At 60.6% G+C, this 15,272-nt stretch carries 13 protein-coding genes; 6 read left to right on the top strand and 7 right to left on the bottom strand.

What is annotated here, in order from left to right; all coding sequences use genetic code 11:
• Positions 1-381: 381 nt before the first annotated feature.
• From rbr to KB554_RS00235, 4 genes are all read right to left on the bottom strand, one after another.
• Positions 382-960 (bottom strand): rubrerythrin, encoded by a 579-nt coding sequence (rbr, locus tag KB554_RS00250; protein WP_141429738.1) that lies wholly within the window; start codon positions 958-960, stop codon positions 382-384.
• A 98-nt stretch (positions 961-1,058) separates the two neighbouring features.
• Entirely contained in the window at positions 1,059-2,099 is a 1,041-nt protein-coding gene (locus KB554_RS00245; protein WP_348771866.1) for a CapA family protein, read from the bottom strand.
• 25 nt (positions 2,100-2,124) lie between these two features.
• Entirely contained in the window at positions 2,125-2,430 is a 306-nt protein-coding gene (locus tag KB554_RS00240) for a DUF4491 family protein (RefSeq protein ID WP_141429739.1), read from the bottom strand.
• A 113-nt stretch (positions 2,431-2,543) separates the two neighbouring features.
• Positions 2,544-3,878, bottom strand: coding sequence for a DcaP family trimeric outer membrane transporter (locus tag KB554_RS00235; protein WP_211034568.1), 1,335 nt, complete (start codon positions 3,876-3,878; stop codon positions 2,544-2,546).
• Positions 3,879-4,100: 222 nt separating this feature from the next.
• On the opposite strand from KB554_RS00235, the gene KB554_RS00230 reads away from it, so the two are divergent.
• The 6 genes from KB554_RS00230 (at position 4,101) to KB554_RS00205 (ending at position 11,293) form a co-directional block, all read left to right on the top strand.
• Positions 4,101-5,255, top strand: a complete 1,155-nt coding sequence (locus tag KB554_RS00230) for a metallophosphoesterase (protein ID WP_211034567.1) — start codon at positions 4,101-4,103, stop codon at positions 5,253-5,255.
• On the top strand, positions 5,246-6,328 hold the full coding sequence (locus KB554_RS00225; RefSeq protein ID WP_211034566.1) for a dihydrofolate reductase family protein: 1,083 nt from the start codon (positions 5,246-5,248) through the stop codon (positions 6,326-6,328). Before KB554_RS00230 ends, KB554_RS00225 begins: the two co-directional genes overlap by 10 nt.
• A gap of 108 nt (positions 6,329-6,436) precedes the next feature.
• Positions 6,437-7,891 carry a TolC family protein gene (locus KB554_RS00220; protein WP_242116192.1) on the top strand — a complete coding sequence of 485 codons (1,455 nt, stop codon included), beginning with the start codon at positions 6,437-6,439 and terminating at the stop codon, positions 7,889-7,891.
• Positions 7,892-7,903: 12 nt separating this feature from the next.
• Positions 7,904-8,893 carry an efflux RND transporter periplasmic adaptor subunit gene (locus tag KB554_RS00215; RefSeq protein ID WP_141429744.1) on the top strand — a complete coding sequence of 330 codons (990 nt, stop codon included), beginning with the start codon at positions 7,904-7,906 and terminating at the stop codon, positions 8,891-8,893.
• A 2-nt stretch (positions 8,894-8,895) separates the two neighbouring features.
• Positions 8,896-10,074, top strand: coding sequence for an ABC transporter permease (locus KB554_RS00210; protein WP_141429745.1), 1,179 nt, complete (start codon positions 8,896-8,898; stop codon positions 10,072-10,074).
• A 1-nt stretch (position 10,075) separates the two neighbouring features.
• Entirely contained in the window at positions 10,076-11,293 is a 1,218-nt protein-coding gene (locus KB554_RS00205; protein WP_211034564.1) for an ABC transporter permease, read from the top strand.
• A gap of 61 nt (positions 11,294-11,354) precedes the next feature.
• Here the strand turns inward: KB554_RS00205 and KB554_RS13365 are convergent, their stop codons facing one another.
• The 3 genes from KB554_RS13365 to KB554_RS00195 form a co-directional block, all read right to left on the bottom strand.
• Positions 11,355-11,489 (bottom strand): hypothetical protein, encoded by a 135-nt coding sequence (locus KB554_RS13365; RefSeq protein WP_277927706.1) that lies wholly within the window; start codon positions 11,487-11,489, stop codon positions 11,355-11,357.
• Positions 11,490-11,542: 53 nt separating this feature from the next.
• Entirely contained in the window at positions 11,543-12,670 is a 1,128-nt protein-coding gene (locus tag KB554_RS00200) for a 6-bladed beta-propeller (RefSeq protein WP_211034563.1), read from the bottom strand.
• A gap of 1,062 nt (positions 12,671-13,732) precedes the next feature.
• The gene (locus tag KB554_RS00195) at positions 13,733-15,271 is read right to left on the bottom strand and encodes a BACON domain-containing protein (protein ID WP_211034562.1); all 1,539 of its coding nucleotides are present in this window, start codon (positions 15,269-15,271) and stop codon (positions 13,733-13,735) included.
• Between the last annotated feature and the right edge of the window lies 1 nt (position 15,272).

The raw sequence follows: 15,272 nt of genomic DNA, 5'->3' as shown, positions 1-15,272 counted from the left end.
ATCTCTGTATATTTATTGTTGGTTGCTCCCGATGGCAGATGAAAGATGAGATAAAATCTTTTCTTGGAAAAACAGTTTGTTTTCCTAATAATTTGATTGCAGTGCATAATGGAATGTAAATGGGGGATGTCCGATTAAATTCGCCGTGCAGGGAATCGTGACTGCTGACGAATAGGCGTCCTGCCCGCTCCCGCTTGCGAAAACGGCCGCCGATACTCCATCGACCGTTTTTATCAGACGATTCATACAGCCGGGGCAATCGGGCTGCGGCATGAGGCGGCGGAAACATCCGGTGTGCCCACCGTGTCCGAAGACGAAAAAGCCGCACCCCGAAAAGGTGCGGCCGTTCGCTTGCAAGGAGAGACTCCGAACGGAATCCGATCAATAGTTCTCCTTCTTGGGCTCGAAGTAGGCCTGGGGGTGCTTGCAGGCGGGGCACATCTGCGGAGCCTCCGAAGCCTCGCACACGTAGCCGCAGTTGCGGCACTGCCACCATATCTTGCCGTCGCGCTTGAAGAAGTTGCCGTCCGTCAGGCGGCTCAGCAGCTTCAGATAGCGCTTTTCATGCTCCGCTTCGACCGTGGCGATCATCCGGAACGCCGTGGCGATCTCCGGGAAACCCTCTTCGGCGGCCACCTTAGCGAACTCGGGGTAGAGCACGTCCCACTCCTCGTTCTCCCCCTGCGCCGCGGCGAGCAGGTTCTCCTGCGTCGTGCCGATCTTGCCGGCGGGGTAGCTGGCCGTGATTTCGACCATGCCGCCTTCGAGGAACTTGAAGAAACGTTCGGCATGCTCCTTCTCCTGTTCCGCGGTCTCGGCGAATACGCCTGCGATCTGTTCGTATCCTTCCTTCTTGGCCTTGCTGGCGAAGAAGACATAGCGGCTGCGGGCCTGGCTCTCGCCGGCGAAGGCTTTCAGCAGATTCTGTTCGGTACGCGTACCTTTGATGCTCTTTTCCATATCTTTTTTGATGTTTGTGTGTATGCAAAGATACGAAAATTCCGGTACGTGCGGCAAATTATCGCCATCGGAAATATTGATACGGCTATTCGGAACGGCTATAAGTCCTTTCCGGTCAGTTCGCGCAGGTCGCGACGGAAGAGGGCGTAGGCATCGGGCAGGGCTGCGGTGTCGGCCGCCTCGGGCGGCAGGATGCGATAGCGGGGCAGAGCGACCCATACGGGAAGCGGTTCGAGGCGGTAGCTCCTACGACCGTCCGGATAACGCAGGGCTTCGATCCGGGCGACCAGCCCGCCGTCCGTGTAGCGGCGGCGCTGGTTCGAGACGAGGTTTCCGAGCGAATAGAGCACCACGTGCGTCGAATCGGCCTGCCACGGCTGCACGACGTGCGGATGGCCGCCGACCACCACATCCGCGCCGTGGCGCCGCAGGAAGGCGGCCAGTGTGCGTTGCGAGGCGTTCTCCCGCCGCTCGTATTCGTTGCCCCAGTGCATGCAGGCGACGATGAAATCGGCCCCTTCGCGCCGCACCGCCGCCAGATCGGCGGCCATTCGCACGGTGTCGATGCGGTTTACGACGGACCCCGCGGGCACGGGCATTCCGTTCGTGCCGTAGGTGTAATTGACCAGCGCGATCCGCAGGCCGCAATGTTCGATGCGCAGCGGATGATTCCGCCAGTAGTCGGCGCTGTCGGCGAAGACCCCCGTGTGGCGGATGCCGCAGCGGTCCAGCTCGCGGATCGTCGTGCGGATGCCCTCCGCACCGCCGTCGCAGCAGTGGTTGTTGGCCAAGAGCGCGACATCCACGCCCGCTCCGCGCAGGGCGTCAGCCAGTTCCGCTGGGGAGCGGAAAAGCGGATAGCCCGTGTAGCGGCCGCTCCGCGTCAGCGTGGTCTCCAGATTGACCACCGCGAGGTCCGCGGCGTGCATCCGCGGGGCGAGGGCGGCGAACACGGGCGTGTAGTCGAACCCTTCGCCGCTGCGCGCGGCCTCGACCTGCGGAAGGTGCTGCATGACGTCGCCGCCGAAAAGCATCCGCACGCGCTGGGGCGGCGGAACGGCAGGCCGCTGCCGGGGAGGTCCGCCGGCAGGGGTGCAGCAGACCGCCGCGAACAGCAGGCAGGCCAGCGTATGTCGCATTCTGAGCCGCATGAGCGGGTGCAGGTCAGGATTTCCGTTTCGGATTGCGGGGGAACCATCCTTTCTCGACCCGCTTGCGCTGTTCGAACAGTTCGCCGATACCCCAGAGCGACGAAGCGCCCCAGACGGCCAGCAGCGTGGACCAGAACAGTTCGCGCACGGCGACCGAGGCGGCGATCGCCCCGATGCCCGACAGAAGGAACAGCCACCAGATGCGCACCCCGAAATAGTATTCGCCCTTGATGACGAACGGATGGAAGATGCCGATGATGAGGAACGTGCCCAGTCCGATGGCCAGTCCCGTGAGGTTGTGTTGCGTCAGAAATTCCATATTGTTTCGATGTCGTTCTCGCCGCATGGAACGGTGTGTTCCGCCCTGCGGGACAAAGATACGAAAAACGGGCGATCCGCCGCAGGACCGCCCGAAAAAACAGCCGTTTCCCGTCAGAAGCCGTATTGCAGCATCACATTGACCCGGTTGGCGTGCCCTTTGCCCGCCGCCATGTCGCGGCGCGAGCCGTAGAGGTACTCCCCGGCCACTTTGCAGCGCGGCGCGATCGTGTAGAAAACATTGCCGAAGACGTACTGTCCGCGTTTGTATTCGTCTGCGGCGTAGAATCCGTGGCTGCGCTGCACGCGGACGGTCGAATAGCCGCCCGAAAGGAAGAGACGCGGCGTGAGGGCGATCTGTGCGGCGGCCTGCCAGCCCCACATCGGCATCGTCCGAATGCGCGTTTCGTCGCGCGGGCAGGGCGTGAAGTCGAGCCCCGAACCCGTGAGGTCCTGGATGTAGGGGGTGATGCCCTTGCCATAGATACCGTTCATGAAGAGCCGCAACGGGTCGCAGCAGCGGATCGTGCCGCTGAACTGCACTCCCCAACCCGTGAGCGAGGTGTCGCTTTTCCGCGTCAGGTCATGCAGGTACATGTTGCGCACGACGGCCGAAGCGCGGATATGGCTCGAACGGTCGCCGCCCCAGGCATATTGGAGGTAAAAGGGAATGTCGGGCACGCGCTGCGGGATGGCGTCGAACCCCTCGCCGTACGTACCGCTCACGACGGGCATCTCGGCCGCCACGCCGAACGAGAGTCGGCCTTCGGCGAAGGAGCGTTCGTAGCGGACGAGCGTGGCAAAGTTGAAGTTGTAGGCATTGGGGCCTTGAAAATCGACGGTCGCAGGGGCCGCTTCGAGATCGCAGAAGGTCGTCACGTCGCGCCCGAGGGTCAGTCCCAGCAGCGAGACGTAGGCCGAGCGCAGACGCGGCGTGTAGCTGTTCGCGGCTCCTCCGCGGAAGTCTCCGTCGAGATAGATCACCACGCGTCCCGCGGCCCGCGTGTTGGCGATCGCCTTCAGGAAGAGGCGCGACGTGGAGGCGTCCAGCGTGAGTTTCTGCCGCGTGGCATAGTTCCCGGCGACGGGAATGTCGTAGGTCACGAAGTCGATGTTCTCCACGATGCCGCCCGCATCGTAGGCGGCCCTCAGGGCGACGAATCCGCCCAGCGAAAAAGAGAAGCGGTTCTCCTTCGAGGAGAAGACGAACTGCGGCCGGTCGTGCTGCTGGAATCCCCGGCGGTGCGTTTCGGCATGGTCGCGCCGCGCGTCTTCCTCTTCGGAGGTGCGGTGGCGGCCGCTTGTCGCGGGACTGTGCGATGCGGCGAAGGCCGCGGCCGGATTCTCCCCGTCCGGCCGGGAAGAGGGCCGGGAGGGTTGTGCCGCGACCGGAGCGGCGAGGAGGGCGGCCAGCAGCGCCGGTACGGCCCGGAATCGGAATGGTGTCATAGGCTGAACGACTGTTTTCGGTGAACGGACCCGGACCGCATCGGACGGTCCCGGTCTCCGGCGACGTGCCCGCAACTCGTATGCCAAAACCGCGGAGGGAAAAATCCCGAATTTCGCTATCTTTGCACGGGAAAAACCTCCGTTTCTTTCCGGCGGCGGAACCGGGCGGCGAAATCGCCGCCAAGGCCGCGGAGCGAAATTCGGACCCGAAAGGAAATAGTTATGTTGCTGGGATTGATTCTTCTGCTCAGTCTGGCGGCTGCGGCCGCCGACTGGCTGCACTTCCGCCGCGCACGGCGTGCGCGGCTTCGCCGGCTCTCGCTCGCATGGGCCGCGGCGACCGACGCGCTGCCGCTCGCGGTCGTCGGCATGGGACTTCTCTGCCGCGACAACCCGACGCCCGTCGTCATGGCTTCGATGTGGCTCTTCTGGGTCTGGATGGCGACCGTGCTGCCGCGTCTGGCCTTCTACGCCTTCAACTTCTTCGGACTGCGCCGCACGGGCCTCGCCGCCGCAGCTGCGGTGTTCGCCGCGCTCGTGATAGGGGTCACGGCGGGCCGTACGAGCCTGCGCGTCAGCCGGACGGAGGTGTGCTCCCCGGCGCTGCCCGCGACGTTCGACGGGCTGCGCATCGTGCAGCTCTCGGACATCCATCTGGGGACGATCGTCTCGCCCGGGCGGGAGCTGACGCGTCTCGCAGACCGCGTGAACGCCCTGCGGCCCGACCTGGTGCTTTTCACGGGCGATCTGGTCAATATACGCGCCTCGGAGCTGGACCGCACGGCCGTGCGGTTGCTCCGCCGCATCGAAGCCCCGGTTTACTCCGTCACGGGCAATCACGACGTGGGCAAATACATCAAGGACTCGCTGCGCCATCCGGCCGCCGAAAGTCTGCGCGAGGTGATCGCGCGCCAACGGGCGATGGGGTGGCGCGTGCTGGACGACGAGACCGTCTATCTGCGCCGCGGCGGCGACAGCATCGCCCTCACGGGGCTCTCGTTCGACCCGGCGCTGAGCGAGCAGCGGCACGACCGTCATCTGCCTGCCACGGGACTCCGGCGCGCCTTCGCAGGCGTTCCGCAGGGACTTTACAGCATCGTACTGGCACACGTGCCGCAACTTTGGGAGCAGATCACGGCAGCCGGATACGGCGACCTGACCCTCTCGGGACACGTGCACGCCATGCAGTGCAAGATCCGCTTCGGGGGCCGCGGCTGGTCGCCCGCGGCACTCCTCTACACGCATTGGAGCGGCCGTTACGACGATTCCGCCGGGCGGACGCTCTACGTCAATGACGGCACGGGCTGCGTGGGATACCCCATGCGGCTGGGCGCCCGTCCCGAAATCACGCTCATAACCCTGAAACGATGCGAGTGATACTCTCCGCCGCGGTCACGGCCGACGGCTATCTGGACGACAACGGGCCCGGACGGCTCGTGATCTCGACGCCCGGGGACTGGGCGGCGGTGCTGCGGCTGCGCGCCGGCTGCGACGCCATCCTGGTGGGGGCCGAAACCGTGCGCCGGGACAATCCGGCGCTGTCGCTACGCGACGACGCCGAACGCGCCCGCCGGGCGGCACGCGGCCTGCGGCCCGACCTGTCGAAGGCGGTCGTGACCCGTTCCGGCCGTCTCGATCCGTCGCTGCGGTTTTTCACCGAGGGCGATGCGGACCGGTATGTATTCTCGCCGTACGACATTCCTGAACTGGAAGCGGTTGCAACGGTCATTTCGAGCGAAGGAGCACCCGTGACAGCGGTCCGGATCGTCACCGAACTCGAGAAGCGGGGCATTCGCCGCCTGCTGGTCGAAGGGGGTGCGCAGACGCTCGGCCTCTTCCTCGGCGAAGGGCTGGCCGACGAAGTACGCTATGCGGTCAATCCGCGGCTCGCGCTCGGCAGCGGACGGGGCGGGGCGCGATTCCGCTTCGAGCCGCCCGCTGCGGCACCGTGCCGCCGGGAGAGTATCGACGGCATGGAGATTGCGTTCTGCACGCTGCATGAGGATACGACGGCCGAGGATCTGGCCGGATTGCGCGAGGCGATCGCGGAGAGCCGCCGCTGCACGCCCAGCGAAACTTCCTATTGCGTCGGGGCGGTGATCCGGACGTGTGACGGGCGGCGCTTCACGGGCTACACGCACGAAACGTCGGCCACGCACCACGCCGAGCAGGAGGCCATAACCAAAGCCCTCGCAGCCGGTGCGGAGCTGCGCGGCGCCGCGATCTGGTCCTCGATGGAGCCGTGCTCGCAGCGGGCCAGCGAACCGGAGAGCTGCACGCAGCTCATCCTGCGCCACGGATTCGCCCGCGTGGCCTTCGCACTCTACGAACCCGACCGGTTCGTCTGCTGCCGCGGAGCCCTCATGCTGCGCGAGGCGGGGCTCGACGTCCGCTGCTACCCGGAACTGGGGGAGGAGGTGCGGGCCGTAAACGCCCATCTGTGGCGGTGAAAAAGGCGCAATTTGTTTCCGTAAAGACATAAAACTGTCCTAAAATGCGCATAGCCGAACAGAATCCCGCAAAAACACCTATATTTGCCTCGTAAACGAATGAACGGTATGAAAATCAGCATCAAGATCGCCGTGACGGCAGCAGCTCTGGCCGCGGCGGCATACGCTCCGGCACAGGAGACCGGACGTGCCATCACGCTCGACGAAGCGATCGCCGTCACGCTCACGGAGAATCCCGCGATGAAGGCGGCGGCCTACGAGGAGCGTGCCGCGCAGCAGCAGCGCCGGGCTGCCATCGGCCTGCGAATGCCGCAGATCAACCTGACGGGAGCCTACGCCTATCTGGGCAAAGACATAGGATTCGATTTCAACGACCTGAAAACCCCCGTGAACGACCTGGCGGGCAAGATTTTGGGCAGCGGGCTGATTGCTCCGGAGCTGATCCCCTCGATCCAGGGGCTGCTGAACCCGATGATGAACGCCGACTGGTTCCTGACGTTGCAGGACCGCAGTCTGGGATTCGTGGGCGGCGAGGTGACCCTTCCGATCTGGATGGGCGGCAAGATCAACGCCGCCAACCGCGCCGCACGGCTCAACGAACGCACGGCCGCGGAGCAGGGCAACCAGACGCGCAACGCTCTGATCTCGGAACTGGTGGAACGTTATTTCGGGCTGGCGCTGGCCACGCAGGTCGTGGCCGTGCGGCAGCAGGTGGCCGACGGCGTGAGACGCCATCTGGAAGATGCCCGGGTGCTCGAGAAGAACGGCATGATCGCCCGCAGCGAACGGCTCTACGTGGAGTTCAAGATGGCTGAAGCGGAGCGTGAGCTGGCCAATGCCAAGTTGCAGGCGGAGACCCTCTCCAGCGCGCTGTCGAACACGCTGGGACGCGAGAGCGACTGGCGGCCCGTCACGGCGCTGTTCCTCATCGGCGAGATCGAAGAGCCGGCCTATTACCAGGACCTGGCCGCGGCGCGCAACCCGCTGCTCACGGAGGTGTCGCTCAAACGGCAGCTGGCCGAGGAGAACGTCCGCGCGCAGCGTTCGGCTTTCCTGCCGCAGGTGGTGGCCATGGGCGGCGGATCGTTCTACAATTACCAGGTGGCCGGCTTCGTACCCCGCTGGGCCGTGGGCGTGGGCGTCAATATCAAGCTCTTCGACGGTCTGAACCGCGAATACAAGTATTCGGCGGCCAAGCAGACCGTGAGCCGCGTCGGCGAGTTGCAGAACAAGGCGTCGCAGGATATCGCCGTGCTGGTGGAGAAGCTCTACAATCAGATGATGAACTACCGCAACCAGATGACCTCGATCGAGGCTTCGCTCGCCTTCGCCGAGGAGTATCTGCGGATGAAGAACTCGGCGTTCCGGGAAGGCATGTCGTCCGCGACGGACCTGATCGACGCCGAGCTGAATCTCGCGGGCGTGCGCACGGAACGCCTGCAGGCGGCCTACAATTTCGACGTGCTGCTGGCCCAACTGCTCGAGGCCGCGGGCATCAGCGACGAATTCGCGGCCTACGCCCGTCGCATGGACGCACGGGTGATCCTTTTCGATCAAGAATAAAAAACGAACGATATGAAGCGAAACAACGTAATCGGAATCACGGCGGCCGCGGCGGTCATCGTCCTTTCGGTCGTACTCATCAGCCGTTACCTCGACAAACGGACGCCCCTGCTGATTCAGGGCACGGTGGAGTGCACGACCTACAAGGCCTCCTCGAAAGTTCCCGGGCGCATCGACGAAATGAAGGTCGAGGAGGGCGACCGCGTGGAGAAGGGGCAGCTCCTCTACATGCTCTCGACACCCGAGCTGGAAGCCAAGCTGCGGCAGGCCGAGGCCGTGAAGAGCGCGGCCGCCGCATTGGACGCCGCCGCCGTGGCGGGAGCCCGCATCCAGCAGATAGAGGCGGCGCTGAACATGTGGGAGAAGGCGCAGGCCGGCCTGGAGCTGGCGCGCAAGACCTACGAACGGGTGCGGAACCTCTACGACGACGGAGTGGTCCCGGCACAGAAGCTCGATGAAGCCGAAGCCAACTACAAGGCCATGGAGGCGACGGCGCTCGCAGCCAAGGCGCAGTACGACCTGGCCGCCGACGGGGCCCGCAAGGAAGACAAGGAGGCCGCCGCGGCACGCGTGCGGCAGGCCGAAGGGGCCGTCAGCGAGGTCGAATCCTATATCGGCGACGCGATGGTTTACTCGCCCGTGACGGGAGAGGTTTCGACCGTCATCGCCGAGGAGGGCGAGCTGGTGGGCAGCGGCTATCCGGTGGTGGCCATTCTCGACATGTCGGACATGTGGGTGACATTCAACGTCAAGGAGACGCTGCTCCCGGGCATGAAGCTCGGGACGCGGATGACGGGATTCGTCCCTGCACTCGACCGCGATGTGGAGTTCGAGGTGACCTACATAGCCCCGCAGGCCGATTTCGCCACGTGGGCGGCGACCCGCACGCAGGGCGGATTCGACATCCGCACCTTCGCCGTGAAGGCCCGGCCCGTCTCCGCCGCGGAGAACATGCGCCCGGGGATGAGCGTGCTGGTCGATTGGGATAAAATCGGGCGATAGCGATGCGCCGACTGCTGGAAAATACCGGAGCCGTGCTGCGGCGGGAACTGGGGCGGCTGGCGCACCAGCCGATGTACTTCGTGCTGATGCTCCTCCTCCCGGCGGCGTCGTTCGCCTTCTTCGCCCTGCTGTTCAACGAGGGGGCGATCCGCAACGTGCCGGTAGCCGTGCTCGACGAGGACCACACGGCCCTTTCGCGCAAGGTGACGCAGATGATCGACGACACGCCTACGGCGCTGGTCTCCTACGGAGTGCAGTCGATGGACGAAGGCGAGCGTCTGATGCGCGAAGGGCGGATCATGGCCATCGTGCAGATTCCGGCGTTTTTCGAGAAGGATATCCTGAGCAACCGCCAGACGCATATCGAGAATTACATTTCGGGAACCAATATCACCGTGAACGGACTGCTGTCGAAAGACATCCAGACGGCCGTGACGACCTTCTCGGCGGGCATCCAGCTGCAACTGCTCATGAAGCAGGGACTGACCGAGCGGCAGGCCATGGCGCAGCTCATGCCCGTACGGTTCGACCGCCACGTACTTTTCAATCCGCATATCAATTACGGCTATTACCTCTCGCCGAGCTTCATGCCGATGATGCTGATGATCTTCACGGTGATGGCCACGATCTTCGCCATCGGAACCGAATTGAAATACGGCACTTCGCGCGAATGGCTGGCCACGGGCGGCGATTCGGTCGCGGCGGCCCTCGCGGGCAAGACGCTTCCGATCACGGCCGCGATGTTCCTCATGTCGCTCGTCATGCTGGTCGTCATCTTCAAGATCGTGGGAACGCCGCTCAACGGCAGCCTCGGCATCATCCTCGCCGGAACGCTGCTTTTCGTTCTGGCCTATCAGTCGATCGCCGTGATGATCGTCGCGTTGCTGGCCAACCTGCGTCTCTCGCTCTCGATCGGCGGCGGCTACTCGGTGCTGGCCTTCACTTTTTCGGGACTCACGTTCCCGATCATGGCCATGTGGGAGCCGATGCAGTGGGTGAGCCGTATCTTTCCGTTCACTTTCTATACCGATATTTTCGTCGATCAGATGCTGCGCGGCGCCCCGGCGGTTTACTCGCTGCCCGATCTGGGCTGTCTGCTGCTGTTCGTCGTATTACCGCTTCTGTGTCTGCCGCGTCTGAAACGCGTGGCGACGGAAGAAAAATTCTGGGGGAGATTGTAGCATGAACCGTTTTACACGACAGATGGCCTCCTACCTGCAACAGTTCGGCGCAGTGGTGCGGAACGAATTCCGCACGATCTTCACCGACGGCGGCGTGCTGTTGATCCTCGTATTCGCCATGCTGATCTACGCCACGGCCTACTCGCTGGCCTACGGCTCGCAGGTGTTGCGCAACGTGCCGATCGGTGTGGTGGACGCATGCCGCACGGCGACGAGCCGCAGCCTGATCGAGACCTTCAACGCCGGGCCGAATACGTATGTGGCCTACGAACCGACGGACATGGAGGAGGCCCGGGAGCTGTTCTACGGCCGCAAGATCTACGGCGTGGTCTACATTCCGTCGGACTACGAGCGGAAGCTCGTCGGCGGGTCGCAGGCCGATGTGGCGATCTACTGCGACGCCAGCTATTTCCTCATGTACCGGCAGGTGTTTCAGGAGTTGGTGACGACGATCGGGCAGACGGGCGCGATGGTCGAGTTCCGGAGGCTGATCGCCAAAGGGGCGGACATTCCGCAGGCGCAGGCCGTGACGCAGCCGGTCATCTACCAGTCGCACAATCTGTTCAACCCCTATCTGGGCTACGGAACCTTCGTCATGCCGGCCATCATCATCGTCATCATCCAGCAAACCATGCTTATCGGAATCGGCATGATCGGCGGCACGTGGCGCGAGCACGGACTGTACCGCAAGCTCCGGCCCGCGGGGCGGGGGAGAATGTCCACGCTGCCGATCGTCCTGGGACGGGCCACGGTCTATGCGCTGATCTATGCCGTGACCTGCGCCTACGTGCTCGGGCTGCATTACCGGATGTTCCACTTCCCGATGAACGGCCAGACAGGAGCCGTCGCGCTCTTCACGGCGGTCTATCTCGCGGCGTGCATCGCCATGAGCATTGCCGTCTCGACACTCTTCCGCTACCGGGAAAACTCGCTTCTGCTGCTGCTCTGGACTTCGATTCCGGTGTTGATGCTGAGCGGAATCTCCTATCCGCGCGAGGGCATTCCGGAGTGGATGTTCGCCTTGGGAAAACTCTTCCCGAGCAGCCACGGCGTGAACGGCTTCATCCGCATTCAGACGATGGGCGCTTCGCTCGACGAGGTGTTCGCAGAGATCAAGTGGCTCGTGATACTCACGGTGGCCTACGGCGGTCTGGCCTGCATCGGTATCCATCAGGTGATCCGCCGCGAGGAGCGGGAGCGGTGCGGGAAAGGAGAGTAGGCTGCCGGCCGGAATTCCTTCCGTCCGACAGTTTCGGCGGGAGGGGAGAGACAAGAGGGCGCTATTCGTCAGGCACGATTCCCTGCACGGCGAATGTCACGGACTTGTCGGAACCGTTCCTGGCTCCGATGCGCACTTCACGGCTCCCGCCAAGCGGAAGCTCGCCCAGATCGACCGTCCCGCCGTCGAACAGCAATACCTTTCAGTACAATTAAGAGGAATGATTGTAAGGTATGTATTTGATTCGCATTATTTAATCTTAGCAAAGACTATGATTGGATTATCTTCCTCGTTCTCGCAGGCACGTGCTATTTCTTTTGCGATTGGCGATACAGGAGGATGTTTATGGTAATAGCTCTGCAACCAAACAACATCATAAGCGTAGATGAGCTTATTGTCGTTTTGTCCGGCTTTTCCAAAACAGTTAGGCAGTTCATCAAACATCCGTTCATAAATGGTCGTTGTACGACTATGGCTGTCGAAAACGCTCCAGCGATCAGTCGGTCCGTAGTGGAAGAAGAGACGGCCGTCCGATAAAAGAACATGATTCGGTCCCGAATACCAACGATTTTGTTTTATCGCTTGGAGGTATGTGGATAAATCCTCGAATGTTTCGAGCCGGTTTGGCCGGTTTGCACTCCGATTGCCGGAATTAAGAACAAAATACGGATCGAATTTACCCCTTTGCATATTATACAGATATATCGTATCAGAGAACAGCGGACACAACAATACGCTGTCCTGGGTAAGTTTGGTCAAGACCCCGGAATTCAGGTAGGTCTTTCCGGCGTAAAGCGATTTATAAATTCCCGCCAGTTTGCCGCGCCGTTCCATGTGGTAGCCCGAAAACTGGCTTTTGAAAGAGATATTGGGACTGAAAAACAACTCCGTGCCTTCCCGTCCGATGCTTTCCACGTACAGTTGCGGATAAGCGAGGGTCTTTTGGGATATATAACGTCCGTCTGGAGTGAACCGTTTGATAATCCGGTAATTATCCAAAATTAGCAATTCGTTGTTATATTCGTCTATGGAGATGTCAAATGGATATATTAATTCATTATTAGCTCGTCCATTTGTGAATTTATGTAAAAAAGCACCTTTGGATGAAAAGATATAGACGCTATTGTAGGGAATAGTCGTCAGAATATATAATTTTTCATCATAACAAATGACTTTGGCGATTTGGTCGATCAAGGCTTTATCAGGTGTATCCAATTTAATAAAATGATCGATGGTCAAACCTGAATTATCTCGATCGATTTTTGCATCATTGATATCGATGATATGTATATTTTGTGAGGAATTGTCTTCTGGATCGTTCTCGGTTGTACATCCGTATAGCAAGGCACATATAAAACAATAGACAAAATGTCTCATAATAATGAATTTATAAGACTTCATCTACTAATGTAGATGAAGTCTTTGTTCAACAACTATGGCTTGTAGGAGTGCATCTGCTCGGACATGGTTCATAGCAGGGCATACAGCGAATGAGAGTTGCTCCACTGAAGATATTCCATATTTTCCAGAGTAAGATTCCCTTGGAGCCAATGATTCATCTTGTGCCAAAGCCTCGATATCGGCATTCAGCAGATCGAAAGGATCCGGCCGGTAGTTTGCCGTACAGTACAGGCAGTCACGGCCGCGGCAGCCATCATGAGACGGCATCCGCAAAAATCTGTTTCTCTTTAATACATGAAAATTTCAGGTTAAAAAGATCGTAGTTTTTCTCGAATTTCACAGTCGTCGTAAAGCAATCCGTAAAATCCACTCTAAAGTTATATATTTTTTAAAGAAAAGTACAAATATTTCGATAAAAATTCTCACATAAAACACTCATCGTATATCAATATAATCAAAAGATGTCTAAAGTGCGGCGACCTTACATATCTCCGGCGGCTGCCGAAACCCGTATCGTCGCATCGTCCGGCCCGGGAATGAATTTTACGACTCTTGCCAATGGAACCTCCTGCATAGATATCCGGAACAGAGGGTTGCCGCCCGAAAAGCGATGTCATACCGAGATCAGGCTGCACACGGTGTTCTGGTCCCCTTGGCCAAAATACCCAGCCAACAGCCGCAAAATAAAATTGCAGAGCACACGAGTCCATAGATTCGTGCTATCCGCCGGAGCCCCTGTTCAGAGGCGCATAAGGCAAAGGAAGCAGCATCATAACCCGGAACAACTGCTCATAGGGATCGTCCGGTTTCGGTAACTCATCGACACCGAACGGATCATCGGAGGTGGAAAACGCAATGTTGCGGGTAGTCCGAAAACTCCCCGAATCGCTTCCGGACAGTAACCGCCGGACAAGACCGATAGCAGACTCAAAAAAACACTCTCGTTGAAGCGTTCTTCAACGAGAGTGGAAATTACAAGAATCGACTTGTCGGAAAGCCGGTCTGCATCCGAATAGATCGCAGAGCGCCTTCCCGAATTCAACGCACCTTGATCTCCAACTGCGACGTCGGATAATTCTGGTCGTTGATCACGATCCGCTGCGCGTCGATCGCACTCTTCTGCCCGGCCGTGACATAGAGCGTTTTAAGATAGTAGCTGTTCAGCGTAACGCTTTGAATGGCCGGACACCCCGTGATATCGAGCCACTGAACCTTATCGTAGGAACCCAGCGTGATCTCGATGATCCGCACCGCAGTACCGGACACGGTCAGCGATTCGGATGTTTCGTAAGGCGACGAGCAGTAGAGGCTGGAAAGTACGACACGCCCCTCTTCGACGGGCGCATCGCCCAGTTTGAGCACTTCGAGCGGCGCAGGGGTCAGGTACGAACGCCATCCGCCCAGCATGCTCTGCCAGCCGATAGTCGTCAGCTTGGCATTACCGCTCAGATCGAGTTTGCGGATGGGGTTTTCTCCGATTCCGTTCGGCTCAAGCGTCGTAAGGTTGGCGAACGCCTCGATGCCTTTCAGCGATGCGATGCCTTTCCGGTAGAGATCGGGTAATTGTGTGGCGGCTTCGCCCGTTTCCGTCAGAATACATTCGGTACCGTCGAGTACGGTGATGTAACCGGCATCCACCAGAATCTGCCGGAACGTGTCGTCGGGGAACTCGATTCCTTTCGGTCGTTCGCCCTGCACGACGGAGACTTCAGCCGAAAGCGACTCTTCATCGGTCGTGAAACGCACGAAGCCCGAGCGGAACGGAACCTCGGCAGCTTCGATCTTGAAGACGAGTTCCTGCTCCAGCAGCTCCTCCGACGAGGAGGGCGGTGTCTGCAACACGATCCAGTCCACGGTGGGGTCGGCCCGGAACGGCAGATTGCTCCGCACGTTCACACGCACTTCTCCGCCCTCCACGGGGATGTTGAACGACGTCTCGCCGACCTCCAACAGCAGATTGCGCTCCTGTCGCACCGTCACCGTGCGTTCGTCGCCGTCCGTATTGGTCACGACGAGCCGCGCATCGCGGGGACGTCCCGTCGTATTGGCATCCGCCGTGAAGTAAAAGAACGAAAGCGAAGCCCGTGTCTCGACGCGGTGAATCCAATCGACCGGTTCCAAGAAACGACAGGAGGTTTCGCCCGAAGATTCGATGCGGAGGCGGAACTCGCCGCCCTCCGCAGGCAGGGAGTAATTGGTCTGGTCCGGATCGAGCAGCGAACCGCCTTCCTGGGTGACGGTCAGGCGACGCTCCTCGCCGCCGCACATGAAAGTGAAGCGGACTTCGCGCGCATCGAGGTCCGTATTCGGTTCGACGGCAAAGGCGACCGTCTCCCCGTCGCCGCCCTTATCGACGGACGGAACGCACCACTCCTGACGTCCGCTCAGACGCCAAGGACCGCTGCTGGCGACACTTACCTCGTTCGTTCCTCCTGAGAGAACTCCGCCGTCGGCGTCGAACGCGAGCGTTTCGGCCGAAAGGGCAAGCCTCTCCGCGGGAGCCGGAGCCTCCGCTCCGTTGTCATCGCCGCAGCCGGCGAAAGCCGCCGCGACGAGCATCCAAAATATCTTTTTCATA

Origin of the sequence: Alistipes sp. Marseille-P2263, from assembly GCF_018101075.1 — a bacterium.
Classification (GTDB): Bacteria; Bacteroidota; Bacteroidia; order Bacteroidales; family Rikenellaceae; genus Alistipes; species Alistipes dispar.
The sequence above is the reverse complement of the archived record's forward strand: the minus strand, read 5'-3'. Positions and strand labels throughout refer to the sequence as shown.